This window comes from Burkholderiaceae bacterium (genome assembly GCA_024235995.1).
Taxonomy (GTDB): domain Bacteria; phylum Pseudomonadota; class Gammaproteobacteria; order Burkholderiales; family Burkholderiaceae_C; genus Ottowia.
Genome location: JACKLI010000001.1, coordinates 2,991,057 through 3,014,275 on the forward strand (window position 1 = coordinate 2,991,057; position 23,219 = coordinate 3,014,275).

Sequence of the window (23,219 nt, forward strand, 5' to 3'; positions counted from 1 at the left end):
CATCTGCTGGCCCGCACCCATTCTGCGCAAGCAGCTATCAAACAAGGAGTTACCACCATGTTGGACCAGGACATCAAGCAACAACTCGCGGCCTACCTCGAGCGCGTGCAAGAGCCGTTCGAGATGGTGGCGACCCTGGGCGAGGACGCCAAGTCGGCCGAGCTGCGCGAGCTGCTGCAAGAAGTCGCCAGCATGCGCCCCGACAAGATCACCCTGCGCACCGACGGCACGGATGCACGCGTGCCCTCCTTCACTCTGGCACGCCCGGGCAGCGGCACGCAGCTGACCTTTGCCGCCATCCCCATGGGGCACGAGTTCACCTCGCTGATTCTGGCCCTGCTGTGGACGGGCGGGCACCCGCCCAAGGTCGCGCCCGAAGTCCTCGAGCAGATCAAGGCGCTGGACACCGACCTGGACTTCGAGGCCTACATCAGCCTGTCGTGCCACAACTGCCCCGACGTGGTGCAGGCGCTCTCGCTCATGGCCATCTTCAACCCGCGCGTCAAGGTCACCGTCATCGACGGCGGCCTGTTCCAGGACGAAATCCAGGCGCGCGACATCATGGGCGTGCCCACCGTGTTCCAGGGCGGGCAGATGTTCCACAGTGGCCGCACCTCGCTGGAGGAAATCCTGCAGAAGGTGGACACCGGCGCCGCCCGGCGCGACGCCGACAGACTCAGCGCCAAGGCGCCGTTCGAGGTGCTCATCGTCGGCGGCGGCCCGGCCGGCGCGGCCGCGGCCATCTACACCGCGCGCAAGGGCATCCGCACCGGCATCGTCACCGAGCGCTTCGGCGGCCAGGTCAACGACACGCTGGAGATCGCCAACTACCCCGGCGTGCCCGAGACCACCGGCCCGCAGTACGCGGCCGCGCTGGAGCAGCACGTGCGCAACTACGAGGTGGACGTCATCACCGCGCAAAGCGTGGCCGAGCTGATTCCGGCCGCTGAAGCCGGCGGCCTCGTCACCGTCAAGCTGGCCAACGGCGGGCGCCTGCAAAGCCGCAGCGTCATCCTGGCCACCGGTGCGCGCTGGCGCAACGTGGGCGTGCCCGGCGAGCAGGAATACAAGACCAAGGGCGTGGCCTATTGCCCCAGCTGCGACGGCCCGCTGTTCAAGGGCAAGGACGTGGCCGTGATCGGCGGCGGCAACTCGGGCGTCGAGGCCGCCATCGACCTGGCCGGCGTGGTCCATCACGTCACCGTGCTCGAGTTCATGCCCGAGATGAAGGCCGACGCGGTGCTGATCAAAAAGTTGCAAAGCCTGCCCAACGTCACCGTGCACACCAATGCGCAGACGACCGAGATCACCGGCGAAGGCGGCAAGGTCAGCGGCCTGAAGTTCAAGCACCGCGGCGACGGCACCGAGGCCAGGGTCGACCTGGAGGGCGTGTTCGTGCAGATCGGCCTGGTGCCCAACACCGAATGGCTGGGCGACACCGTGGGGCGCAGCAGGTTCGGCGAGATCGAGGTCAACGCCCGGGGCGAAACCAACGTGCCCGGCGTGTTTGCCGCCGGCGACTGCACCACCGTGCCCTACAAGCAGATCGTGGTGGCGGCCGGAGCCGGGTCGACTGCCGCGCTCAGCGCCTTCGATTACCTGATCCGCACGCCGGCACCCTGAGCAGCCTATGCGCGGCGCGGCTTTTTGCCCGCCGCGCCCGCCGCCGGCAGCAGGCTGGTGATGCGCTGGTACAGCGTGAACAAAAAGGCCACGCGCGCGGCGTCGTTGGCGTAGGCCCGGGGGCCGCCGGCGAGCTGATGGGCCTTGTCCACCGCCGCGTCCAGCCGCTGGTGCGCCTTGAGCAGGGCGGGCGGCATGGTGAGCGGGTCGTACAGGTCGGCCAGGCTGCTGGCGGCAAACTGCGCGCGCGCGTCCAGCACCGCCTGCACTTCTTTTTCGATAGCTTCTTGCGCTTTCTGCACGCCGGCTAGAGCCTTGTTTTGCTCAAAACCATCGGCGTACAGGGGCCAGGGGAAGTTGTTGTAGACGATGGCGGCGGAGTAGCGGTAGCGGTAGCGGCTTTCCAGTCGGCCGCAGACGGCGCCTTCGACTACCCGATCCGCACGCCGGCGCTGCGGCCTACGGAGCTTCGGGCCGGGGCCCGGGGATCAAGCACGGCTCGCTGCGGGACATTGACTCGCCGCATTGACTCGCCGAGGGGGTTGGCACGACACGCGCCATGGCCAGCACACCCGGCGTGACAACAGGCCATGCTCGCTTCATGCCGCTCAACGTCACGCGGCGCCGGGTAACCCAGGCGCCGCATGCCAAGAGTGATGCGAAGCGATCAGTGGCGGCGACGGCGCAGCCAGCCGAGCCCAGCCATCAAACCGGCCAGCACGGCCAACAGCGGGGCCTCCAGCGTCGGCACCGGTTGCACCGCTGCCGGCATGGCTCGGCCGCAACTGACGGGCCCGCGCGCGGCCCAAGCAACCATATTGTTGAGTAGCGTCTCCATGTTGCTTTGGGCACTTCCCCCGGCATTTCTGGCGTCGAAATAGTCGAACGGCGACAGAGCCACGCATCCGCCGCCGCTGCGCACCGCCGACAGCACGGCCGGGTAAGTGGTGCCGCCGCCATCGAACGTGGCCGCCACGGTCCATTCCGGTCCCAGGCCGGTCAATTCGTAGACGAACTCGCTGCCGTCCGCCATGGAAAACGGGCTGTTCAGCCCCGCCACCAGCGGGCTGGCGGGCATCGTGATCTGGATCGGCACGTCACTACCAAAAGTATTCTCGCCCCCGCTGGCAGTGCCGGCAAACAGGTTGCAGGGGTTGGTCATCGCGTAATACGCGCCCGGCGCAGGCTGGAACAGTAACGTGGCGTTGTTCCATTCGCTCACCACGCCCTTTCCGGCGGCCAGAAAGGTCTGGATCGCGGTACACGTGGTTGCCGTAGAGTCGGCTGGATTGACGTGTCCCATCACCAGCACGTCGTAGCTCGACAGTGCCCCCGAGTCGATGTTGGCCGTCGTGACCTGGGTCACCGTGTGCGCCGCGTTCAAGGCCGCGAAGCTGCTAGCAGAGTGAGAGTCGTTCCAAAACGCGACGTTGGCGGCCTGCGCCTGGCCAGCAACACCCAACATACAAGTTAAAGCAACTGCGCACTGACGGATTAGGCTTTGAGCTTTCATCAGAATCCCTCACTCAACTCGCTTCAATTGAAACGAACTGAAAAAATTATAAATGCTCCCGGTTATGCCGCAACTTTTTTTGCCATAGGGATATGGGGACGCGGCCGCCGGCAGCAGGCTGGTGATGCGCTGGTACAGCGTGAACAAAAAAGCCACGCGCGCGGCGTCGTTGGCGTAGGCCCGGGGGCCGCCGGCGAGCTGATGGGCCTTGTCCACCGCGGCGTCCAGCCGCTGGTGCGCCTTGAGCAGGGCGGGCGGCATGGTGAGCGGGTCGTACAGGTCGGCCAGGCTGCTGGCGGCAAACTGCGTGCGCGCGTCCAGCACCGCCTGCACTTCTTTTTCGATAGCTTCCTGCGCTTTCTGCACGCCGGCTAGAGCCTTGTTTTTCTCAAAACCGGGCGCACAGTGGCCAGGGAAAGTTGTTGTAGACGATGGCGGCGGAGTAGCGGAAATCGCTTTTCGTCCGCAGAGTTTGGCGCGGACCTAGCGATGGGATGGGCGGACAGGCGCCTTCCTTTACACCGGGGCGGCTTGTCACAATGCCGCCATGGCCGACCCCGACGCTCCTGAGCCCCCCGCGCAGCCCGCCTTGCCGCTCCATTCGCGCCAGTCGCTGGCGCGCCGGCTGCGCCTGCAGCAGTTGATGGTCTTCGAGCAGGCGGTGGCCTCGGGCTCGCTGCTGGCGGCCGCCGGCGAACTGGCGATGACGCAGCCGGCCGTCAGCAAGTCGATCCAGGAGCTGGAGGCGCAGGTCGGCGGCGCGCTGTTCGTGCGCGGCAAGCGCGGCGTGGCGCTGACCGAGTTTGGCCGCCGCTTCGAGCCGCACGCCGCCAGCGTGCTGGCCGAGCTGCGCCAGCTGGCCGAGACGCTGAACACGACCCACGCGGGCGCCCGCGGCCAGGTGGTGGTGGGCACGCTGATCAGCGCCTCGGCCGCGCTGCTGCCCGAGGCGATCGAGCGGCTGCGCCGCGGCGCGCCCGACGTGGTGGTGACCGTGCGCGTGGGGCCCAACACCCTGCTGTTTCCGCTGCTGGCGCGCGGCGAGCTGGACGTGGTGGTGGGCGCCCTGCCCGGCCCGGCGGCGCTGGCGGCGGCCGGCACCGAGCCCGCGCGGCTGGCCCACCAGCCCCTGTACGAGGAGGCGCTGCGCGTGGTGGTGAGCGCACAACACCCGCTGGCGCGCCGGCGCAAGCTGGTGCTGGCCGAACTGATGGCGCTGGACTGGATCGTGCCCACGCCCGACTCCATGGCCTGGCCCTCGGTGCGCGCCTTTTTCGGCGCGGCGGGGCTGCCGGCGCGGCGCATCGAGTCGGTGTCGATCCTGACCAACCTGGCGCTGCTAGCCGGCGGCTCCATGGTGGCGCTGATGCCGCAGGCCGCGGCCGAGCGCTTTGCCCAGCTGGGCCAGCTGGCGGTTCTGCCCATCCGCGGCCTGGGCGCGTTCGGCGCCGTGGGCTACACGGTGCGCGCCGACCGCGCCCCCAGCGCCGCCACCGAGCGCTTTCTGGCGGCGCTGCGGGCGGTGGGCGAGCGCCTGGGCCGCGGCCGTTGAAATATTCATGTTGGTTATAACAAGGGGCGAAATCTTCGCTTGTAAGGCAAGCGTGCGCGGCCTAGACTGAACCCACCATGACCGAACGCTTCGCACTGCCACCCTCGCTGGTCGAAATCCGCAACTACGTGGACGGCGCCTTCGTCGCCACCGGCAAGACCTTCGACAACGTCAGCCCGCTCACCGGCCGCGTGCTGGCGCCGGTGCACGAGGCCGACGCCGCGCTGGTGGACCGTGCCGTGCGCGCCGCGCGCCGGGCGCTGGACGAGGGCCCCTGGGGCCGCTCGACGGTCGAAGAGCGCGCCACCGCGCTGCACCGCGTGGCCGACGTGATCGAGCGGCGCTTCGACGACTTCCTGGCCGCCGAGATCGCCGACACCGGCCGCCCGCTGGCGCAGGCGCGCAAGCTGGACGTGTACCGCGGCATCGCCAACTTCCGCACCTTCGCCGACCTGGGCAAGACCGCGCACGGCGACTTCTTCGAGACCAACCTGGCCGACGGCACCCGGCTGATCAACTACACCACGCGCAAGCCGCTGGGGGTGGTGGCCAGCATCTCGCCGTGGAATTTGCCCATCCTGTCGCTGACCTGGAAGGCCGCGCCGGCGCTGATCTGCGGCAACGCCATCGTCTGCAAGCCGTCGGAGGAAACGCCCTCGTCGGCCACGCTGATCGCCGAGGCCTTCGACGAGGCGGGCGTGCCGCCGGGCGTGTTCAACGTGGTGCACGGCTTCGGCCCCGGCTCGGCCGGCGAGGCGCTGACGCGCCACCCCGGCATCGACGCCGTCACCTTCACCGGCGAATCGCGCACCGGCGCCGCCATCATGCGGACGGTGGCCGACGGGGTGAAGGAAGTCTCCTTCGAGCTGGGCGGCAAGAACGCCGCCATCGTGTTTGCCGACTGCGACTTCGACGCCGCGGTCGAGGGTGTAATCCGCTCCAGCTTCACCAACACCGGCCAGGTCTGCCTGTGCTCGGAGCGGGTGTACGTGGAGCAGCCGATCTTCGAGCGCTTCGTCGCCGCGCTGAAGGCGCGCACCGAGGCCCTGAAGATCGGCTGGCCCGACGAGCCGGGCGTGGACATGGGCTCGCTGATCTCGCGCGAGCACCGCGAGAAGGTGCTGTCGTACTACCGGCTGGCCGTCGAGGAAGGCGCCACCGTGGTCGCCGGCGGCGGCGTACCGCATTTCGGCGACGAGCGCGATGGCGGCGCCTTCGTGCAACCCACCATCTGGACCGGCCTGCCCGACGGCGCGCGCTGCCTGAACGAGGAGGTGTTCGGCCCGGTGTGCCACCTTGCCCCCTTCGACAGCGAAGACGAGGTGCTGCGGCGCGCCAACGCCAGCGACTACGGCCTGGCTGCCAGCGTGTGGACCACCAACCTCTCGCGCGCACACCGCGTCGGCCCCCGGCTGCACGTGGGCATCGTGTGGGTCAACACCTGGTTCTCGCGCGACCTGCGCACGCCCTTCGGCGGCGTCAAGCTGTCGGGCATCGGCCGCGAGGGCGGGCGCTGGTCGCTGGACTTCTATTCCGAAACCAGCAACATCTGCATCAAGGTCTGAAGGAGACGCCCATGAGCACCCACCAGGACAAGAGCGCCCAGGCCACGGTGGTCAGCGGCAAGGCCACGCCGCGCGGCAAGTTTCCGCACATCAAGCGCGCGGGCGACTTCCTGTACGTCTCGGGCACCAGCTCGCGCCGCCCCGACAACAGCTTTGCCGGCGCCCAGGCCGACGCCATGGGCGTGACCACGCTGGACATCCGGATGCAGACGCGCGCGGTGATCGAGAACATCCAGGGCATCCTGCGCAGCGCTGGCGCCGAGCTGAGCGACCTGGTGGAGGCGCAGGCCTTCCTGGTCAACATGAACGATTTCGGCGGCTACAACGAGGTGTGGGGCGAGTTCTTCGACTACGACGGCCCCACCCGCACCACGGTGGCGGTGCACCAGCTGCCGCACCCGCACCTGCTGATCGAGATCAAGGCCGTGGCCTACAAGCCGGTGCAAGCCTGAACGCCCTGTCCTTTCCACCCGCACGGAGACACACCATGAACCCCAAGTACGGATTGCCCAAGAACCTGATGGGCTGGGTCGACGCCAACCGCGCCAGCCTCAAGCCCCCGGTCAACAACGCGGCGCTGTTTCCGGACGGCAACTACATCATCAACATGGTGGGCGGCGGCAACACGCGCACCGACTTCCACGACAACCCGACGGAAGAAATCTTCTACCAGATCAAGGGCACGGCCTACCTCAACATCTGGGACCGCGGCAAGTTCGACCGCATCGACCTGAAGGAAGGCGACGTGTGGCTGATGGAGCCGCACCTGCAGCACTCGCCGCAGCGCCCCGACCCGAACGGCCTGTGCTTCCTGGTCGAGCTCAAGCGCCCCAAGGCCGCCATCGACACCCTGAACTGGTACTGCCCCAAGTGCGCCACCCTGGTGTGGGGCGCCAGCATGGAGCTGCAAGACCTGGTGGCCGACCTGCCACGCACCTACGAGGTCTTCTATGCCTTGAGCGACGCCGAAAGAACCTGCAAGCACTGCGGCACCGTGCACCCGGGCAAGGACTACGCGGCCTGGCATGCCATCCGGCAGGCGCATGCCTGACCGGGTGCTGGCTCATCAGGCACCCAGGGAGAAATCCCTATGGATTTAATTGTTTATTTGTGAAATATTTATATCTGTAGTTAATTCGACTGGCGTGGCACTGGCGCGCCAGTCGTTGGTCAGGCACCGATCGTTCCATACACCTCAGGAGACACGCATGAAGCTCTTTCTCAAACCCCTGGCCGTAGCCCTGTCCGCGGCGGCCCTGTCGGGCCTGGCCCACGCCGACGTCAAGATCGGCTTCATGGCCACCATGTCGGGCAGCGCCGCGGCGCTGGGCCAGGACATGTACGACGGCTTCGCGCTGGCGCTGGAGCAGCACGGCGGCAAGCTGGGCGGCCAGAAGATCGACCTGATCAAGGAAGACGACCAGCTCAAGCCCGACGTGGGCGTGCAGATCGTGCAGAAGTTCATCGAGAAGGACAAGGTCGACCTGGTGGCCGGCGTGACCTTCTCCAACGTCATGATGGCCATTGCCAAGCCTCTGGCCGATGCCGACATGACCTTCGTCGGCTCCAATGCCGGCCCGGCGCCGCTGGCCGGCAAGCAGTGCAACAAGGGCTTTTTCTTTGCCTCGTGGCAGAACGACGAGCAGGCCGAGGTGATGGGCGCCTACGCCAACGACAAGGGCTACAAGAAGGCCTATCTGCTGGCGCCCAACTACCAGTCCGGCCGTGACCAGATCGCGGGCTTCAAGCGCCTGTACAAGGGCAGCGTGGCCGGCGAGGTGTATACCCAGCTGAACCAGCCCGACTACTCGGCCGAACTGGCCCAGCTGCAGGCGGCCGCTCCCGACGTGGTCTACGTGTTCTACCCCGGTGGCATGGGCGTGAACTTCATCAAGCAGTACAAGCAGGCCGGCCTGCTGGGCAAGATCCCGCTGGTGTCGGCCTCCACCGTCGACGGCACCACGCTGCCGGCCCTCAAGGACACGGCCCTGGGCGCCGTCACGGGCACCTTCTGGGGGCCTGATTTCGACAACGCGACCAGCAAGAATTTCGTCGCCGCGTTCGAGAAAAAGTACAACCGCATCCCCTCGCAGTACGCGGCGCAGGCCTACGACTCGGCGCTGCTGATCGACAGCGCGCTGAAGAAGACCGGCGGCAAGACCGCGGACAAGCAGGCCTTCCGCAACGCGCTGCGCGCCGCTGACTACGCGTCGCTGCGCGGGGCCTACAAGTTCGACGTCAACGGCTACCCGATCCAGGACTTCCACGTCTTCCAGGTGGCCAAGGACAGCGCCGGCCGCGTCTCGCTCAAGACCATCGCCACGCCGCTGAAGGCGCACCGCGACGCCTACGTGAGCGAGTGCAAGTACTGAGCCCTGAGCACCGGCGGACTGGCGCTGCAGTGTCAGGCGAGCCCATGACCGACACGGCCCGGCGCTTTCGCATCGGCGCCGTCGAGGTCATCCTGGTGGTCGAAGCCAGCGAGCCGCTGCTGCGCCCCGCCGAGCTTTATCCCGAATCCACCCCCGAAAGCATCTCGGCGCAGCGCGCATGGATGGGCCCCGCCCTCTATGACGCCGCCAGCGACCGGCTGGTCATCACCATGCAGGGCTTCGTGCTGCGCAGCGGCGGCAAGACCATCCTGGTCGACAGTTGCGTGGGCGACTGCAAGCAGCGGGCGCGGCCGGACTTCGACGGCAGGCAATGGCACTGGCTCGACCGGCTGCAGGCCGCGGGCGTGGCGCCGCAGGATGTCGACATCGTGCTCTCGACCCACCTGCACGTGGATCACGTGGGCTGGCATACCCGGCGGGTGGGTGGGCAGTGGGCGCCGACGTTTCCGCGTGCGCGCTATCTGTTCGTCGAGCCGGAATACGCCTACTGGAGCTCGGACGCAGGACGCCAGGCCCTGCAGCGCACGGGTGACTACGTCGAAGACAGCGTGCGCCCCATCTTCGAGGCCGGCCTGGCCGACCTGGTGCCGTCCGATCACCGCATCGACGAGGCCATTGCCCTGGTCCACACCCCCGGCCACACGCCGGGCCACGTCTGCGTGGCCATCGACAGCGAAGGCCAGCAGGCCCTGATCACCGGCGATCTGCTGCACCACCCGCTGCAATGCCGATTTCCGCATTGGAGCACGCGCTTTTGCTTTGACGCCGACCAGGCGCGCGCCACGCGCCTGGCTTTTCTGCAGCAGCATGCACGGCAGCGGACGTTGCTGTTTCCAGCGCACTTTCCCGATCCGACCGCCGGGCGGCTGCGCTGCGTACCAACCGCGGAGGGCACGCACTATGCCTACGACTTCATCCCGCACGAAGGGCCGGGTACCGCATGACGCCTGAACTGCTTCTGATCCAGACGCTCAACGGCCTGCAGTTCGGCGTGCTGCTGTTCCTGATGGCCGCGGGCCTGACGCTGGTGTTCGGCATCATGAGCTTCGTCAACCTGGCGCACGGCGCGCTGTACATGTTCGGCGCCTATTTCGCCGCCGCTACCTGGAACGCCACGGGCTCGTTCGCGCTGGCGGTGCTGGCCGGCTTTGGCGGGGTGTTCGTGCTGGGGGTGCTGGTCGACCGCGCCGGGCTGTTCGCGCTGTACCGGCGCGACCACCTGGACCACGTGCTGGCCACCTTCGGCCTGGTGCTGTTCGCCAACGAGCTGGCGCGCATGATCTGGGGCGCCTCGCCGGTGTTCATGGAGCTGCCCGACTCGCTCTCGGCCTCGGTGCCGCTGCTGGGCATCAACTACCCGGTGTACCGCATGCTGATCATCGCCGTCGGGCTGGCGGTGGCCGTGGGCCTGTACCTGCTGATCGAGCGCACGCGCATCGGCATGCTGATCCGCGCCGGCGCCAGCAACCGCGCCATGGTGTCTGCGCTGGGGGTCAACATCGGCTGGCTCAACACCTTCATCTTCGCGCTGGGCGCGGGCCTGGCCGGCCTGGCCGGCGCCATGGTCGGCCCCATCATGTCGGTGCAGCCGGGCATGGGCGACCCGATCCTGATCACCACGCTGGTGGTCATCGTGATCGGCGGCATCGGCTCCATCCGCGGGGCCTTCCTGGGCGCGCTGGTGGTGGGCGTGGTCGACACCGTGGGGCGCACCCTGGTGCCTGCCCTGCTGCGCGGCGTGCTGGACCCCGAGGCTGCCAACACGCTGGGGCCTGCCCTGTCGTCGCTGGCGGTCTACGTCCTGATGGCGGTGGTGCTGGCGCTCAAGCCCGATGGCCTGTTTCCGGTCAAGAACCGCTGAAGGTGTTGCCCATGTCGTCATTGCCTTCAACTTCCGCCGCGGTATCGCCCGCGCCCGCGCCCGCGCTGCTGGGCTGGCCCAAGGCGCGCTGGCGCACGGTGTTCACGGCCTTGCTGGCGGCCTTTTTCGTGCTGGTTCCGGTGTATGGCCTCGTAAGCGGCGACAGCTACGTGCTGATCCTGGTCGGGCGCATCCTGGTGTTCGCGCTGGCCGCCGTGGGGCTGAACCTGGCCCTGGGCTACGGGGGCATGGTGAGCTTCGGGCATGCGATGTACATGGGCATCGGCGCCTACGTGGTGGCGATCGCCTCGCACCACGGCCTGGACAACGGGCTGGCGCACCTGCTGCTGGTGCTGCTGGTCACGACGGTGGTCGCCGTGCCGGTGGGGCTGATCGCGCTGCGCACCCAGGGCATTGCCTTCATCATGATCACGCTGGCGTTCGCGCAGATGCTGTTCTTCGTCACCGTGGGCCTGAAGCAATACGGCGGCGACGAGGGTCTGAGCATTGCGCGGCTGTCCAGCTTCGGCGCGCTGACGGGCAGCAAGACGGCGCTGTACCTGTCGGTGCTGGCGGCGCTGGCCGTGGCGCTGCTGCTGCTGCGCCGCGTGGTGGCCTCGCGCTTCGGGCTGGTGCTGCGCGCCACCATGATCAACGAAAGGCGGGTCAACGCCGTCGGTACGCCGCCGCTGGGCTACCGGCTGGTGGGCTACGTGGTGTCGGCGCTGCTGTGCGCGCTGGCGGGCTTCTTCCTGGCCAACCTCACCTCGTTTGCCTCGCCCGCCTACATGGCCTGGACGGTGTCGGGCGAGCTGATCGTGATGGTGCTGCTGGGCGGCATGGGCACGCTGATGGGCCCGGTGGTCGGCGCGCTGGTGTTCCTGCTGCTGGAGGAAGGGCTCAAGGGCCTGACCGACCACTGGCTGGTCATCATGGCTATCCGGATTTCTGTGTTGAAGGAGGCTTCCGGTGATTGAGTGCCTCCGTGTGGAAACCGACGTTGCACAGCCCGCAAATGAGCTGCTGCCGGCGGGTGTTGCCGCGCACCAGAACGACCACGTTCGCCTTGTCGTCCTTGGTCCGTCCCAGCTCGCAGCCGCAGCTCTGGCACCGGTTGCCCTGTTCCCGCTTCAGGAGCTGCAACTGGGTGGGGTTGGCAGGGTAGACGGTCGCCAGCCGCCACGGCTCCAGCGGCCCCTTGCCGTACAGGAGACGGGCGCGCAGCACCTCGAAGGTGTACCCCCGGCCCTGCCGGTTGATGGTCTTGGCGACCCCGTTCAGCGCCTCGGTGTAGGCGTTGGTGATGGGGTGGTCGAAGTACGCCAGAATCTCCGTCCGCCAGTTCTTCATGGCGGTCGTGAGAGTCTTGAAGTCCGCCTTCAGGCTGGCTGGGATGGTCCCCGGGAAGGCGTCGAAGGCCGCCACGGCCTGCGCCTTGGGCAGGTCGTAGATGTTGTAGAACGCCTCTTTCAGCCCGTAGGCGGCGGCCAGCTCGGGCTCGTTGGCCAGCCACATGTCCAGATTGAACCGGCCCTTCTCGGCCAGCTTGGCGTACCGCATGTTCAGCATCGCCTTGGACTGGAGCCACAGGCGCCGCTCGCCAGCCTTGCGCTGCTTCTGGAGCCGGATGCGGACCCGCTCCATGCAGTAGTTCGCCATGCGGACGACGTGGAACTTGTCGATGACCACCGGTCGGCCAGGGAACATCTGGTGCGACACGTCCCGGTACGGCCGCCACATGTCGATGGCCACGCCCTTGACCCAGTGCCGGTCCTTGAACCGGTGCAGCCACCCCGCCAAGGTCGCCTTGTCCCGGTCCGGCAGCATGTCGAGGATGCGGCGCTCCCCGATGTCCGTCAGGACGCAGCGCATCTTCCCGTCGATTTGGGTCTCGTCGATGCCCAGCCAGTCTGGCATCTCCGGCCGGTGGCTGGCCTCCAGTTCGGCCATGTACTCCGCCCCCAGCGTCCGGACCGTCTTGTCGTCGCACCCCACGTTCTCCGCGATGCGGGTGAAGGTGTCCCGCAGGCTGTGGGCCTTGATGTAGGTGGCGCAGCGCTCCGTCATGCGCCGGCCCTCCAAGATGCCGCCCAGCGGCTGCAGGAAGGTCTCCTTGCAGGAGGTGCACCGGTATCGCTGGACCTTCGCCCGCAGCTTGGCCGGCTTCCCGCGCATCGGAATGTCGACGTAAGTAGTAGCTTTGGTGCCGTGCCGGTAGATGCAGTCGAGGGTGCCGCACTTTGGGCAGGCGGTAGGCATGGGCAGCGGGTACTCCGCCTCCAGCACGTCCGCCCCGTCCTCCTCGGTGCGACCCAGCACCGTCCAGCCCTTCAGGTCGAGGATGTCCGTCATCCCCGGATTGTCGTGTGGATGGGGTCACCGCTTGTCAATGGCGGCGAGGTACTTGGCTCGGGCGGCGTTGGCTCCCGCTGCGTAGTCGGTATCACCGTCACAGCGGTCGGAAGCGATGACAGCCCGGATGCGAGACAGCTCGCGCACCAGCATTTGCTGGGTGAAGGTGGCAATCCACACCGGCACATCGTTCTCCAAGACCGTGCCCTTGATGTACTTGGGGAAGGCGGGCTTCTGCCGGACGAGCTGCTCGGCAGCGCCCAACACGTCCTGCCAAGCCGGCAGCGCCGGCCTCTGGGGCGTGTCGATGCCCATTGGCGGGTCGCACACCTCCTCTTTGCCATGCTTCGCCATCGTCTGCCGGGCCAGTTTCCTTGCAGCGTCAATCTTGGCCAGCGCGCCCTCGTAATTCTCGTTCATAGCAGGAACCTCAGGATGAACCACGCGCAGTACAGGGCTGCGCAGATGAAGAAAAAGGCAGTCAATTCACTTCTCTCGGACCAAGACTTGAGCCGCCCGGAGAACCTCGCGTGCGAAGGTGCTGGGCAGGATATTCCCCGCCGCATCGAACGACCGACCCAAGCAGTCGGCCACATCTTGGTCCGTCAGCCGAGGCATCCGGTCATCGCATCCGTTCGCGCAGGAGCCCGTCTCGTTGCAGTAGTCTGCGTGCGGACATGGGCCGGTGGTCGCCTCGCCGTGATGCCACAGGAATGCGCAGTAGGCCGCCACATCCAGTGGGTCCCCTTTTGCAACGTGCTTCCGCAGTTCCTTGCGACACTCGCCCATCCAGTCGTCAGTCGCCCACCCGTCGGAGTAGCCGTACTTCTCCTCTGCGGCGGCGAGTTTTTCCTTCAGAGCTGCGGCGAACCGGTCCACAAGGGCGGCGGTCTTAGGATGCAGTTTCACTTGGTTTCCTTTCCACACGAAAATCCGACTCAGGAGGATACTGCATGGTCACCTGTTCCACAAGTTATTCCGGAGAGCCGTCATCATGGGGCCGGTCATCGTGCTGATCGTGCTGTTTCTCAAGAACGGGCTGTGGGGCATCCTCTCCGATGCGCCAGCCGCCCGGGGAGGCCGCTGACATGACGCAGGCACTGCTGAGCATCCAGGGGCTGGTCAAGCGATACGGCGGCCTGCTGGTCACCGACCACGTCGACCTGGACGTGCGCGCCGGCGAGGTGCACGCCATCATCGGCCCCAACGGCGCGGGCAAGACCACCCTGATCAGCCAGATCGTGGGCGAGGTCAGGAACGACGCGGGCAGCATCCGGCTGCTGGGCCAGTCCATCGACAGCCTGGGCGTGGCCGAGCGGGCGCGCGCGGGCATCGGGCGCTCCTACCAGATCACCTCGGTCATCGGCCCCTTCACCGTGCTCGAGAACGTCATCCTCGCGGTGCAGGGCTGCCTGGGCCATGCGTACCACTTCTGGCAGCCGGCGCGCGAGACGGCCGAGCTGGTGCGGCGCGCCGACGCGGTGATCGAGCTGATCGGCCTGGGCGCGCAACGCGACACCCCGGCCGCGCTGCTGGCCTACGGGCAGCAGCGCCAGCTGGAGATGGCGATGGCGATGGCCATGCAGCCCAAGGTGCTGCTGCTGGACGAGCCGATGGCCGGCATGGGGCCGGTCGAATCGGCGCAGATCGTGGCCCTGCTGCAGCGCCTGAAGGGGCAGTACGGCATCCTGCTGATCGAGCACGACATGGACGCCGTGTTCGCGCTGGCCGACCGCATCAGCGTGCTGTTCCACGGCCGGGTGATCTACTGCGGCGACCCGGCGGCGGTCCAGCAGCACCCGCTGGTGCGCGAGGCCTATCTGGGCGACGAGGAGATTCCGGCATGAGCGCGCCGGGCCGCTCCCTAGCGCGAATCCCACGGCGCGCAGCGCGGAGGGTCGTTCAATGAACCTGCTCGAAGTCGAGGATCTGGCCGCCGGCTATGGCGCCAGCCAGGTGCTGTTCGGCATGAACCTGGCGGTGGCGCCGGGCCAGTGCGCGACCTTGCTGGGCCGCAACGGCATGGGCAAGACGACCACCATCAAGACCATCATGGGCCTGCTGACGCCCCTGGGCGGCACGGTGCGCTGGAAGGGACAAGCCGTGCAGGGCCGCCCGCCCTACGCGATCGCCCGGCTGGGCCTGGGCCTGGTGCCCGAGGGGCGGCAGGTGTTTCCCAACCTCAGCGTGCGCGAAAACCTGGTGGCCACCGGACGCCAGCGCGGGGCACCCAATGCCTGGACCATGGAGCGCGTGCACTGCCTGTTTCCGCGCCTGGCCGAGCGCGCGTCCAACTTCGGCAACCAGCTGTCGGGCGGCGAGCAGCAGATGCTGGCCATCGGCCGTGCCCTGATGACCAACCCCGAGCTGCTCATCCTGGACGAAGCCACCGAAGGCCTGTCGCCGCTGGTACGGCGCGAGATCTGGCTGGCGCTGCGGGAGATCAAGGCCGAAGGCATGGCCATCCTGGTGGTGGACAAGAACCTGGCGCCCCTGCTCGAGCTGGCCGAGCAGCACCACATCGTCGAAAAAGGCCAGGTGGCCTGGAGCGGCAGCTCCGACGCGCTGCGCGCCGACAAGGCGGCTCAGCACCGCTACCTCTCGGCCGGCTAGAACCAACCCCCACGCTCACCATGATCGACATCCATTCGCACTTCTTTCCCCGAATCAGCCAGGCCGAGGCCCGCGCCGTCGACGCCGAGCGCGCGCCCTGGCTCACGGTGGACGCCGATGGCAGGACCGGCCAGATCATGCTGGGCGACAGGCCGTTTCGCCCGGTGCACGACGAGCTGTGGGACCCCGACGCGCGCGTGCGCGGGCTGGACGCGGCCGGCATCTCGCTGCAGATCGTCTGCGCCACGCCGGTCATGTTCGGCTACGCCTGGGAGGCGCCGCGCGCCGCCGACTGGGCCACGCGCATGAACGAGAAGGCCGCCGCCTACTGCGCGCCCCACCCCGCGCGGCTGCGCTGGCTGTCGCAGGTGGCGCTGCAGGACGTGCAGCTGGCCACGGCCGAGGCCGCGCGCGCCATGCAGGCCGGCGCGCTGGGCGTGCAGATCGGCAACCACATGGGCAAGAAGGACCTGGACCATCCGGACCTGATCGACTTCCTGACGTTCTGCGCCGACAACGCCATCCCGGTCTTCGTCCACCCCTGGGACATGATGACCGACGGCCGCATGAAGCAGTGGATGATGCCCTGGCTGGTGGCCATGCCGGCCGAGACGCAGCTGGGCATGCTGTCGCTGATCCTCTCGGGCGCGCTGGAGCGCATTCCCAAGTCGCTGAAGATCTGCTTTGCCCACGGCGGCGGCAATTTCGCCTACACCCTGGGCCGGGTGGACAACGCCTGGAAGCACCGCGACATCGTGCGCCAGGACTGCCCCGAGCTGCCCTCCAGCTACGCGCGGCGCCTGTACACCGACAGCGCTGTGTTCGACCCCGGCGCGCTCCGGCTGCTGACCGACGTGATGGGCACCGACCGCGTGATGCTGGGCACCGACGCGCCCTTCCCGCTGGGCGAGCAGCAGCCCGGTTCGCTGGTGCGCTCGTGCGACTTCCTGGGCGCCGAGGGGCAGCGGCGCATCCTGGACGGCAACGCGCGCGCGTTCTTCGGTTTGGCCGCCTGAACGAGCCGCTCAGCGGCGGCGCAGGCGATCGCGCACGCGCCGCCACGACGGCAGCACCACCTCGCGCCACCAGCGCAGCAGGCCGTAGGACAGCTGCACCTTCTCGTGCCCCACCGGCTGGTCGGCCGGGGCGGTGAACCACGCGGCCTTGGGGTAGGCCAGGTGCTGGGACGGATACACGCTGCGGTGGCCGACCATCAGGTAGGCCGACACGCAGGCGCCGGCCACGTACAGCGTGGAGCCGCCGCCGAACAGCTCCACCCCCATCAGCACCGCCGCCACCGGCGTGTTGGAGGCCGATGCCACCACGGCCACCATGCCCACCGCCGCGCCCTGCGCCGCGTGCATGCCCAGCAGGGGCGCCAGCGCGCCGCCCAGCACCGCGCCAATGACGAACTGCGGCGTGACGATGCCGCCGTAAAAACCCGAGCCCAGCGTGACCGCCACCAGCACGATCTTGAACGCGAAGCCCAGCCAAGGCATGGCCTGGCCCTGCAGCGCGCGCTCCATCACCGGCAGCGACAGGCCCATGTACTCGCGCGGCAGCACGGCCAGCAGCAGCGCCAACACCACACCGCCCAGCAGCGGCAGCAGCGGCGGCCACAGCCCCAGGCGCCGCCCCAGCCAGCCGAAGCCCTGGCGCGCCAGGTGCAGGGCCTCGACGAACCAGGACGCGGCCACGCCGCACAGCACGCCGATCAGCACGGTCTTGAGAAACAGCAGCTCGGTGAAGCGCGCGTCGAAGGCGATGTGATAGTCGGGATACGGCACGCCCCAGAAGCGGCTGACGACGAAGGCCGTCACGCCGGCCACGATGCCCGGAAACAGGAAGTCGTGCCGGATGCGGCCGATGGCCAGCATCTCCACGCCGTAGATCGCGCCGGCGATCGGCGTGCCGAACACGCTGGCAAAGCCCGCGCTCACGCCGCAGGCCACCAGGCGCTTGCGCAGCTCGGCGTTCAGCCGCAGCGCCTGCCCCACCCCGGCGGCCACGCCGGCGCCGATGTGCGAGCACGGCCCCTCCTTGCCGGCCGAGCCGCCGCAGCCCAGGGTGATCAGCGCGGCCACCGGCTTGATCCACAGCGTGGCCAGCGGCATGCGGCCCTGCTGCTCGTTGACGGCTTCGATCGGCTCGTCCTTCAGGCCGCTGGCGTCCAGCCGGTAGCCGTAGTGCAGCAGCAGGCCGTTGGCCAGCCCGGCCAGCGGCAGCAGCGCGGCCAGCAGCGCCCAGGGCACGCCGTACAGGCGCCCCTCGCTGGCGAACAGCAGGTGCAGAAACACGCTGCACGCCGAGCCCACCAGCGCGCCGGTGACCATGGCCAGCACCAGCCACAGGGCGATGGTGGCCAGCATGACCAGGGGTTCGGCGGGTGACAGGCGTCGCATGGCGTGGCGGCGGCCCAGGACGCGCCGCACGAGACAAAGCCGCAAAAACTGCGGCTCATTGTAGGGGGCGCGGTCAGGCGATCGATGCCTGCGTGGAGCCCGGCTGCCATCCGGTGAATGCGGCCGGGCGCCGGATCACGATCATCACGCCGAGCAGCATGGCGGCAGCGCCCATGCCTATCCGGCGGCGGGTTGGTCGACGATCCGCACCTGCCCGTACGGCAACGCGTCCGCCGGCCAGTCCTCGGCGCGGGCCGGCAGCCGCACGTGCCGCTCCAGCAGCAGCGCGGCGCGCATCACGCCGGCATGGGTGATCCACACCGCGTCGGTGCCGCGCGCACGGTGCGCATCCCACGCGGCGGCCACGCGGGCCATCAGTTCGCGCACCGACTCGCCGCCGCCCGGGCGGGCGTCGGCGAAGTCGGCCAGCCACGCGTCGAAGTCGGCGCGCGGGATGTCCGCCCAGCGCATGCGCTCCCAGCGGCCGAAGTCCATCTCGCGCAGCCGGTCGTCGAAACCCGGCGCCAGGTCCGGCCGCAAGGTCTGCAGGGCCTGCGCCAGCGTCCTGCAGCGTTGCAGCGGCGAAGCGTGGACCGCCACACCCGGCGGCAGCCGCGTCGCCAGCATCCGCGCGGCGCGCCAGGTGGCGCCGGCGCAGGCCAGCAGGTCGCTGCTGCCGTAGCACAGGCCGGCGGCGGCCTGGACCTCGGCGTGGCGCACCAGCCAGAGCTTCATCCCCGCCTCATGACAACGACAGCGAAAGCCCGAGATACAGCGCCAGCTCGCACAGCTGCTGCGTGGCGCCCAGCGTGTCGCCCGTAAAGCCCTGCAAGCGGCGGCGCAGCAGGTGCAGCATGGCCGCCAGCGCCACGCCCCACAGCGTCAGCGCCGCCATCAAATGAATAGCGCCCAGCGCTTGTTCCATCAGGGCCAGGGCCGGAATGGACCACAAAAATGCAATCACCAGGCTGCCCCGCGACACCGCCTCGGCCAGCGGCTTGGACTTGGCCTGCGCCGCATCGCTGACATAGGGCAGCGCGCACATCACCCCCAGCGGCGCGGCGCGCGACAGCACGTGCGCGGCCCACAGCGCCGTCGCCGCGCAGGCCGCGCCGCGCTGCGCCAGCAGCGCCAGCAAGGCCAGCTTGAGCCCCAGCGCCAGCACCAGCGTGACCGTGCCGTAGCTGCCGATGCGCGAGTCCTTCATGATCTCCAGCGCCCGCTCGCGGCTCACGCTGCCGCCCAGGCCATCGGCCGTGTCGGCCAGGCCGTCTTCATGAAAGGCGCCGGTCAGCCAGGCCGTGGCGGCGGTGGACAGGCCCACCGCCACCAGCGCGCCCAGCGGCGTAGTGCCCCACAGCTGCAGCGCGCCCCACAGCACGGCAGCGCCCACGCCGCCCACCACCCAGCCCACGCCCGGAAAGTGCCCCGCCGCGGCGTTCAGCATGGCCGGGCTGTAGCCCACCCACGCCGCCAGCCGCCCGGTGACGGGGATGCGGGTGAAGAACTGCAGCGCGAGCAGGAAGTGGCGCAGCGATTGCATGTGCGTTCCGCCCAGGCCTAACCGCAGCGGGCATAGCGCATCGCGCTGGGACCGGCCGGTGCCGCGGCGCTTTGCATGATCAACCGCGGTCCGAGACGCCGGCGGACTCGAAGCTCGCCATTTCGTTCAGGATGCGGCAGGCCGACTCGAGCAGCGGCCAGGCCAGCGCAGCGCCGCTGCCCTCGCCCACGCGCAGGCCCAGGTCGAGCAGCGGCGCGGCGCCGAGCAGGCCCAGCAGCCGTGTGTGGCCGCGCTCGCTCGAGCAATGCGCGAACACGCAGCGCTGCAGCACGTTCGGTGCGAGGCGGCTCGCCGCCAGCACCGCGGCCGTGGCGATGAAGCCGTCGACCACGATCACGCGCCGCTCCTGCGCGGCCTGCAGCACGCTGCCGACCATGGTGGCGATCTCGAACCCGCCCAGCGCCGCCAGCACGTCCAGCGGCTGCACCGCGTCGGCATTGGCCGCCAGCGCCTCGCGCAGCAGCGCGGTCTTGCGCGCGATGCCGGCGGCGTCCAGCCCGGTGCCGGCGCCGGTCACCTCGGCCACGTCGATGCCGCCCAGGCGCGCCGTCAGCAGCGACGCGGCGCTGGTGTTGCCAATGCCCATCTCGCCCAGCAGCAGCGCGTTGCCGGGGAGCGACTGGACCAGTTCGATGCCGTTGACGATCGCCTGCTCGCATTGGACGCGCGTCATGGCCGGACCGCGCGAACAATCCTGCGTGCCCGGTGCGATCTTGCGCACGAGCAGGCCCGGTGCAGGCTCGAAGTCGTGCCGCACGCCGCAGTCCAGCACGGTCTGCGCGATGCCGTGCTGGCGCGCCAGCACGCTCACCGCCGCGCCGCCGGCCAGGAAGTTGCCCACCATCTGCCAGGTCACGTCGCTGGGATAGGCCGACACGCCGCGCGCCGCGATGCCGTGGTCGGCGGCGAACACCACCAGTTGCGGCGCGGTGAGGCGCGGCTCGGTGGTGCCGAGGATCGCACCCAGCCGTTCGCCCAGCGCCGCCAGGCGCCCCAGCGCACCGTGCGGCACGGTCTTGCGGTCGATGCGGTGCCGCAGCGCGGCCGCGCGCGCGGGGTCGGTCAGATCAGGAACGTCGGGAAGTCGAAGGGATGGGTTCATGGCGATGGGCTATTGCGGGTGATGGAGATTCAGAACGGGATCGACGATCCGATGCGCGAGCCAGGGCTTGCAGCAGCGCGTCCTGCACGGCCGGTGCCACCACCGCCATGCGCACCCGGCCGGGCAGGCCGAAGCTGGCGCAGTCGCGCAGCTTGAAGCCGCGTGCCCGCCATGCGGCAAGCCGCTGCTGCAGGTCGGGCCGCATCTCGGCACCCGTGCCATCCGGAGGCACCGCGACGAAGAAATTGGCATCGCCCGGTTCGACGCACCAGTCCGCGCGGCGCAGCCATTCGACCTGCCGCGCCTTCCAGGCGCGCAGCGTGGCGCGGCAGTCCGCCAGCCAGTCCCGTGCCGGCGGCGTCGCCCAGGTCTGCAGCAGCGCCACGCCGTGGGCGCCCAGCGGCCACGAAGGCGCGAGCCGCTGCACGCGCGCGAGCAGTGCCGCGTCCACCGTGCGCGGCGCAATGGCGTAGGCCGCGCGCACGCCGGCCAGGCCGAGCGCCTTGTTCGGCGTGACGAGGCGCCACACGCGCTCCAGCGCCGCGGCGTCGAGCGCCAGCGCGCCGGCGAGCCGCAGCGGTTCGTAGGCCTGGTCCAGCACCAGCGTCTGGTCCGGTCGCAGCGCCGCCACGGTTTCCGCCAGATGCTCCTGCGGCGCGCCGCGCGGGCTGGACGGGTCGCAGGCCCAGAGCAATCGCGCCTCGGCCGGATCGTCGGTACGCACCGACGATCCGGCCGACGCAGCCTGCGCGGCCCGCGCGTAGTCGCCGTAGGCGTGCGCCGGCTGCCACCAGCGCAGGGCCCCGGCGCCGGCGTGCAGTGCGGTTGCGACACTGATGCGCTGGATGAACTCGCTGCCGCTGGCGGCCGGCACGATGCGCTCTGACGACACGCCATGCCAGGCGGCCAGTTGCGCGGCGAGCCGGGTGTAGGCCGGGTCGGGGTAGTGGCACGCATCGGCCTCGTGCAGCGCGCGCAGCGCCGGCGGGTAGGGGCCGCAGGCATTGACGTTGGTCGACAGGTCGTGCGCCGGCACGCCCTGGGCGTCGGGACCGCCGTGAACCGGGGTCAACACCGATTTGCTCCTGAAAGCATAGCTAAAAGCAAAGAAACAGAACTGGCTTGAGGCCGAATTGCCTGAGAAATCCGGCCAGGTTTCATACGGCAACGGCGCACAGCAGCGCCGCGCAGGCCAGCAGCGTGGCGGCCAGCGCGGCGCGCGCGCCGATGGCGCAGGCACGCACCGTGTCGGCCGGCTCGGCGCCGGGGCCAGCGGCGTTCAGGGTGTAGACGCCGGGTTTGCCAAGACGCACGCCGAGCGCCAGCGCCATCGCCGCCATGGGCCAGCCGCCGTTGGGCGACGGCGTGCGCGCCGATTCCAAGGGCAGCCGACCCAGCGTGCGCCAACCTTTGCTGAAAGGCGCGCCGAGAACAGCGATCAGCCCGGCCGTGATGCGCGCCGGCAGCCAGGCCAGCACGTCGTCGGCGCGCGCCGCCCATTGGCCGGCCCAGCGCCAGTCGCGCCCGCCACGCGCGCCGCGGTAGCCCCACATGGCGTCCGCCGTGTTGGCGAAGCGAAACAGCGCCGCGCCCGGCAGCCCGAGCAACGCGAACCACAGCAGCGGCGCCACCAGCGAATCGTTCAGGTTTTCGGCCAGGCTCTCGATCGCGCTCTCGCGCACCTCGTGTTTGGACAGCGTCGCCACGTCGCGGCTGACCAGCCGCGCGAGCCGCGCACGCCCCGCGTCCAGCGATTCGCCAAGCGCGTGCTCCACACCAAGCACCTCGTCGCGCAGCATCGCCCAGGCCAGCAGCGGTTTGAGCAGCAGGCCCAGCACCAGCGCCGCAGCCCAAGCCGGCCCCGCCAGCACCCAGGCCTGGACCAGCCAGGTCGCCGCGACGATCGCGGCGGCCGCCGCACACCAGTACAGCGCAGCCAGCCAGAAAATGCGCCGGTCCGACATCACGCGCGGCGCGCCGGCACAGGGCGCGCACCGCGCGCCCGCCCACGCAAGGTAGCGCCCCATCCACACGACCGGATGCCAGCGGACCGGTGGCTCGCCCAGCCAATGGTCGGCGGCCAGCGCCAGCGCCGGCGCGCAGGCCAGCACCGCGCCGGTGCCATCGGACAGCTCGGGGAGCCAGATCACGACAGCAGGTCCCGGGGCGGCGCACCGCCCTGCTCCAGTGCCAGCAGCCAGCGCTTGCGCGGCAGGCCGCCGCCGTAGCCGGTGAGACTGCCGTCGCTGCCGATCACGCGGTGGCACGGCACGATGATCGAGATCTTGTTCTGGCCGTTGGCCGCGGCCACGGCGCGCGTGGCCGTGGGGCGGCCGATTTGCCGCGCCTGCTCGGCATAGCTGCGGGTCTGGCCGTAGGCAATGGCCAGCAGCGCCCGCCAGACGTCGATCTGGAACGCCGTGCCGACGAGGTCGAGCGGCACGTCGAACGTGCGCCGCCGTCCGGCAAAGTACGCATCCAGTTCCGCGCCGAGCTGCGCGGTGGCGCTGCTCGCGCCGGGCTGCGCCGGGCCGCCCCGCGCGGCCTCGACCTGGACCCACTCCCGATGCAGGTCCCGGGTGTCGACGCCAAACTCGAGCAGGCACAGGCCGCGCTCGGAAAAAAGGGCCAGCATGTCGCCCAGAGGCGTCGCGTAAGTGTGGGAAATCAGTGGCATGG

The 23,219-nt window shown here is 69.4% G+C and carries 25 protein-coding genes; 12 read left to right on the forward strand and 13 right to left on the reverse strand.

Annotated features, from left to right (window positions below):
* Positions 1-57: 57 nt before the first annotated feature.
* The gene (ahpF, locus tag H6927_14310) at positions 58-1,623 is read left to right on the forward strand and encodes an alkyl hydroperoxide reductase subunit F (protein ID MCP5219271.1); all 1,566 of its coding nucleotides are present in this window, start codon (positions 58-60) and stop codon (positions 1,621-1,623) included.
* A gap of 5 nt (positions 1,624-1,628) precedes the next feature.
* Here the strand turns inward: ahpF and H6927_14315 are convergent, their stop codons facing one another.
* The 3 genes from H6927_14315 to H6927_14325 all read right to left on the reverse strand — a co-directional run bounded on the left by H6927_14315 (position 1,629) and on the right by H6927_14325 (position 3,502).
* Complete coding sequence (locus H6927_14315) at positions 1,629-2,030, reverse strand: DNA methylase (protein ID MCP5219272.1); 402 nt, start codon at positions 2,028-2,030, stop codon at positions 1,629-1,631.
* A gap of 260 nt (positions 2,031-2,290) precedes the next feature.
* Positions 2,291-3,136 carry a hypothetical protein gene (locus H6927_14320; protein ID MCP5219273.1) on the reverse strand — a complete coding sequence of 282 codons (846 nt, stop codon included), beginning with the start codon at positions 3,134-3,136 and terminating at the stop codon, positions 2,291-2,293.
* A 9-nt stretch (positions 3,137-3,145) separates the two neighbouring features.
* Entirely contained in the window at positions 3,146-3,502 is a 357-nt protein-coding gene (locus H6927_14325; protein MCP5219274.1) for a DNA methylase, read from the reverse strand.
* Between the two features lie 181 nt (positions 3,503-3,683).
* On the opposite strand from H6927_14325, the gene H6927_14330 reads away from it, so the two are divergent.
* The 8 genes from H6927_14330 (at position 3,684) to H6927_14365 (ending at position 11,484) form a co-directional block, all read left to right on the forward strand.
* A complete protein-coding gene (locus H6927_14330; protein MCP5219275.1) occupies positions 3,684-4,688 on the forward strand; it encodes a LysR family transcriptional regulator in 1,005 nt (334 codons plus the stop codon).
* A gap of 77 nt (positions 4,689-4,765) precedes the next feature.
* Positions 4,766-6,253, forward strand: coding sequence for a 2-hydroxymuconic semialdehyde dehydrogenase (locus H6927_14335; GenBank protein MCP5219276.1), 1,488 nt, complete (start codon positions 4,766-4,768; stop codon positions 6,251-6,253).
* Positions 6,254-6,264: 11 nt separating this feature from the next.
* Positions 6,265-6,705, forward strand: a complete 441-nt coding sequence (locus tag H6927_14340; protein MCP5219277.1) for a RidA family protein — start codon at positions 6,265-6,267, stop codon at positions 6,703-6,705.
* A 35-nt stretch (positions 6,706-6,740) separates the two neighbouring features.
* Positions 6,741-7,304: a 3-hydroxyanthranilate 3,4-dioxygenase gene (gene nbaC / locus H6927_14345; GenBank protein MCP5219278.1), complete on the forward strand. Its 564-nt coding sequence runs from the start codon at positions 6,741-6,743 to the stop codon at positions 7,302-7,304.
* A 157-nt stretch (positions 7,305-7,461) separates the two neighbouring features.
* Positions 7,462-8,625 carry an ABC transporter substrate-binding protein gene (locus H6927_14350; protein MCP5219279.1) on the forward strand — a complete coding sequence of 388 codons (1,164 nt, stop codon included), beginning with the start codon at positions 7,462-7,464 and terminating at the stop codon, positions 8,623-8,625.
* A gap of 44 nt (positions 8,626-8,669) precedes the next feature.
* The gene (locus tag H6927_14355; protein ID MCP5219280.1) at positions 8,670-9,590 is read left to right on the forward strand and encodes an MBL fold metallo-hydrolase; all 921 of its coding nucleotides are present in this window, start codon (positions 8,670-8,672) and stop codon (positions 9,588-9,590) included.
* The gene (locus tag H6927_14360) at positions 9,587-10,507 is read left to right on the forward strand and encodes a branched-chain amino acid ABC transporter permease (protein MCP5219281.1); all 921 of its coding nucleotides are present in this window, start codon (positions 9,587-9,589) and stop codon (positions 10,505-10,507) included. The genes H6927_14355 and H6927_14360 overlap by 4 nt, the downstream gene beginning before the upstream one ends.
* Before the next feature lie 11 nt (positions 10,508-10,518).
* Positions 10,519-11,484 carry a branched-chain amino acid ABC transporter permease gene (locus tag H6927_14365; GenBank protein MCP5219282.1) on the forward strand — a complete coding sequence of 322 codons (966 nt, stop codon included), beginning with the start codon at positions 10,519-10,521 and terminating at the stop codon, positions 11,482-11,484.
* On the opposite strand, the gene H6927_14370 is transcribed toward H6927_14365, so the two are convergent.
* From H6927_14370 to H6927_14380, 3 genes are all read right to left on the reverse strand, one after another.
* Complete coding sequence (locus tag H6927_14370) at positions 11,444-12,859, reverse strand: ISL3 family transposase (GenBank protein ID MCP5219283.1); 1,416 nt, start codon at positions 12,857-12,859, stop codon at positions 11,444-11,446. The genes H6927_14365 and H6927_14370 overlap by 41 nt on opposite strands.
* A 24-nt stretch (positions 12,860-12,883) precedes the next feature.
* Entirely contained in the window at positions 12,884-13,279 is a 396-nt protein-coding gene (locus H6927_14375; GenBank protein ID MCP5219284.1) for a hypothetical protein, read from the reverse strand.
* Positions 13,280-13,345: 66 nt separating this feature from the next.
* Entirely contained in the window at positions 13,346-13,768 is a 423-nt protein-coding gene (locus H6927_14380) for a hypothetical protein (protein MCP5219285.1), read from the reverse strand.
* A 179-nt stretch (positions 13,769-13,947) separates the two neighbouring features.
* On the opposite strand from H6927_14380, the gene H6927_14385 reads away from it, so the two are divergent.
* Genes H6927_14385 through H6927_14395 form a run of 3 tightly spaced genes read left to right on the forward strand, consistent with a single transcriptional unit; the run spans position 13,948 to position 16,488 of the window.
* Entirely contained in the window at positions 13,948-14,706 is a 759-nt protein-coding gene (locus H6927_14385; GenBank protein ID MCP5219286.1) for an ABC transporter ATP-binding protein, read from the forward strand.
* Positions 14,707-14,764: 58 nt separating this feature from the next.
* Complete coding sequence (locus H6927_14390; GenBank protein MCP5219287.1) at positions 14,765-15,472, forward strand: ABC transporter ATP-binding protein; 708 nt, start codon at positions 14,765-14,767, stop codon at positions 15,470-15,472.
* 20 nt (positions 15,473-15,492) lie between these two features.
* Positions 15,493-16,488 carry an amidohydrolase gene (locus H6927_14395; protein ID MCP5219288.1) on the forward strand — a complete coding sequence of 332 codons (996 nt, stop codon included), beginning with the start codon at positions 15,493-15,495 and terminating at the stop codon, positions 16,486-16,488.
* A gap of 9 nt (positions 16,489-16,497) precedes the next feature.
* Here H6927_14395 and H6927_14400 read toward each other — a convergent pair whose 3' ends face one another.
* From H6927_14400 to H6927_14430, 7 genes are all read right to left on the reverse strand, one after another.
* The gene (locus H6927_14400; protein ID MCP5219289.1) at positions 16,498-17,874 is read right to left on the reverse strand and encodes a chloride channel protein; all 1,377 of its coding nucleotides are present in this window, start codon (positions 17,872-17,874) and stop codon (positions 16,498-16,500) included.
* Between the two features lie 177 nt (positions 17,875-18,051).
* Complete coding sequence (locus tag H6927_14405; protein ID MCP5219290.1) at positions 18,052-18,609, reverse strand: histidine phosphatase family protein; 558 nt, start codon at positions 18,607-18,609, stop codon at positions 18,052-18,054.
* A 7-nt stretch (positions 18,610-18,616) separates the two neighbouring features.
* Positions 18,617-19,417, reverse strand: a complete 801-nt coding sequence (locus H6927_14410; protein ID MCP5219291.1) for an adenosylcobinamide-GDP ribazoletransferase — start codon at positions 19,415-19,417, stop codon at positions 18,617-18,619.
* 79 nt (positions 19,418-19,496) lie between these two features.
* On the reverse strand, positions 19,497-20,540 hold the full coding sequence (cobT, locus tag H6927_14415) for a nicotinate-nucleotide--dimethylbenzimidazole phosphoribosyltransferase (GenBank protein MCP5219292.1): 1,044 nt from the start codon (positions 20,538-20,540) through the stop codon (positions 19,497-19,499).
* Positions 20,506-21,612 carry an aminotransferase class I/II-fold pyridoxal phosphate-dependent enzyme gene (locus H6927_14420; protein ID MCP5219293.1) on the reverse strand — a complete coding sequence of 369 codons (1,107 nt, stop codon included), beginning with the start codon at positions 21,610-21,612 and terminating at the stop codon, positions 20,506-20,508. The genes cobT and H6927_14420 overlap by 35 nt, the downstream gene beginning before the upstream one ends.
* Before the next feature lie 85 nt (positions 21,613-21,697).
* Positions 21,698-22,651, reverse strand: coding sequence for a cobalamin biosynthesis protein CobD (gene cobD / locus H6927_14425; protein ID MCP5219294.1), 954 nt, complete (start codon positions 22,649-22,651; stop codon positions 21,698-21,700).
* Positions 22,652-22,686: 35 nt separating this feature from the next.
* Positions 22,687-23,217, reverse strand: coding sequence for a methylated-DNA--[protein]-cysteine S-methyltransferase (locus tag H6927_14430; protein ID MCP5219295.1), 531 nt, complete (start codon positions 23,215-23,217; stop codon positions 22,687-22,689).
* Positions 23,218-23,219 lie beyond the last annotated feature (2 nt).

Excerpts from the sequence above, each read along its gene's own strand:
- H6927_14330 (MCP5219275.1), top strand. The coding sequence starts at position 3,684 with ATGGCCGACCCCGACGCTCCTGAGCCCCCCGCGCAGCCCGCCTTGCCG.
- H6927_14340 (MCP5219277.1), top strand. The coding sequence starts at position 6,265 with ATGAGCACCCACCAGGACAAGAGCGCCCAGGCCACGGTGGTCAGCGGC.
- H6927_14395 (MCP5219288.1), top strand. The coding sequence starts at position 15,493 with ATGATCGACATCCATTCGCACTTCTTTCCCCGAATCAGCCAGGCCGAG.
- cobT (MCP5219292.1), bottom strand. The coding sequence starts at position 20,540 with ATGAACCCATCCCTTCGACTTCCCGACGTTCCTGATCTGACCGACCCC.
- H6927_14390 (MCP5219287.1), top strand. The coding sequence starts at position 14,765 with ATGAACCTGCTCGAAGTCGAGGATCTGGCCGCCGGCTATGGCGCCAGC.
- H6927_14320 (MCP5219273.1), bottom strand. The coding sequence starts at position 3,136 with ATGAAAGCTCAAAGCCTAATCCGTCAGTGCGCAGTTGCTTTAACTTGT.
- H6927_14405 (MCP5219290.1), bottom strand. The coding sequence starts at position 18,609 with ATGAAGCTCTGGCTGGTGCGCCACGCCGAGGTCCAGGCCGCCGCCGGC.
- H6927_14385 (MCP5219286.1), top strand. The coding sequence starts at position 13,948 with ATGACGCAGGCACTGCTGAGCATCCAGGGGCTGGTCAAGCGATACGGC.
- nbaC (MCP5219278.1), top strand. The coding sequence starts at position 6,741 with ATGAACCCCAAGTACGGATTGCCCAAGAACCTGATGGGCTGGGTCGAC.
- H6927_14430 (MCP5219295.1), bottom strand. The coding sequence starts at position 23,217 with ATGCCACTGATTTCCCACACTTACGCGACGCCTCTGGGCGACATGCTG.
- H6927_14365 (MCP5219282.1), top strand. The coding sequence starts at position 10,519 with ATGTCGTCATTGCCTTCAACTTCCGCCGCGGTATCGCCCGCGCCCGCG.
- H6927_14370 (MCP5219283.1), bottom strand. The coding sequence starts at position 12,859 with ATGACGGACATCCTCGACCTGAAGGGCTGGACGGTGCTGGGTCGCACC.
- H6927_14400 (MCP5219289.1), bottom strand. The coding sequence starts at position 17,874 with ATGCGACGCCTGTCACCCGCCGAACCCCTGGTCATGCTGGCCACCATC.
- ahpF (MCP5219271.1), top strand. The coding sequence starts at position 58 with ATGTTGGACCAGGACATCAAGCAACAACTCGCGGCCTACCTCGAGCGC.
- H6927_14350 (MCP5219279.1), top strand. The coding sequence starts at position 7,462 with ATGAAGCTCTTTCTCAAACCCCTGGCCGTAGCCCTGTCCGCGGCGGCC.
- H6927_14355 (MCP5219280.1), top strand. The coding sequence starts at position 8,670 with ATGACCGACACGGCCCGGCGCTTTCGCATCGGCGCCGTCGAGGTCATC.
- H6927_14375 (MCP5219284.1), bottom strand. The coding sequence starts at position 13,279 with ATGAACGAGAATTACGAGGGCGCGCTGGCCAAGATTGACGCTGCAAGG.
- H6927_14335 (MCP5219276.1), top strand. The coding sequence starts at position 4,766 with ATGACCGAACGCTTCGCACTGCCACCCTCGCTGGTCGAAATCCGCAAC.
- H6927_14410 (MCP5219291.1), bottom strand. The coding sequence starts at position 19,417 with ATGCAATCGCTGCGCCACTTCCTGCTCGCGCTGCAGTTCTTCACCCGC.
- H6927_14360 (MCP5219281.1), top strand. The coding sequence starts at position 9,587 with ATGACGCCTGAACTGCTTCTGATCCAGACGCTCAACGGCCTGCAGTTC.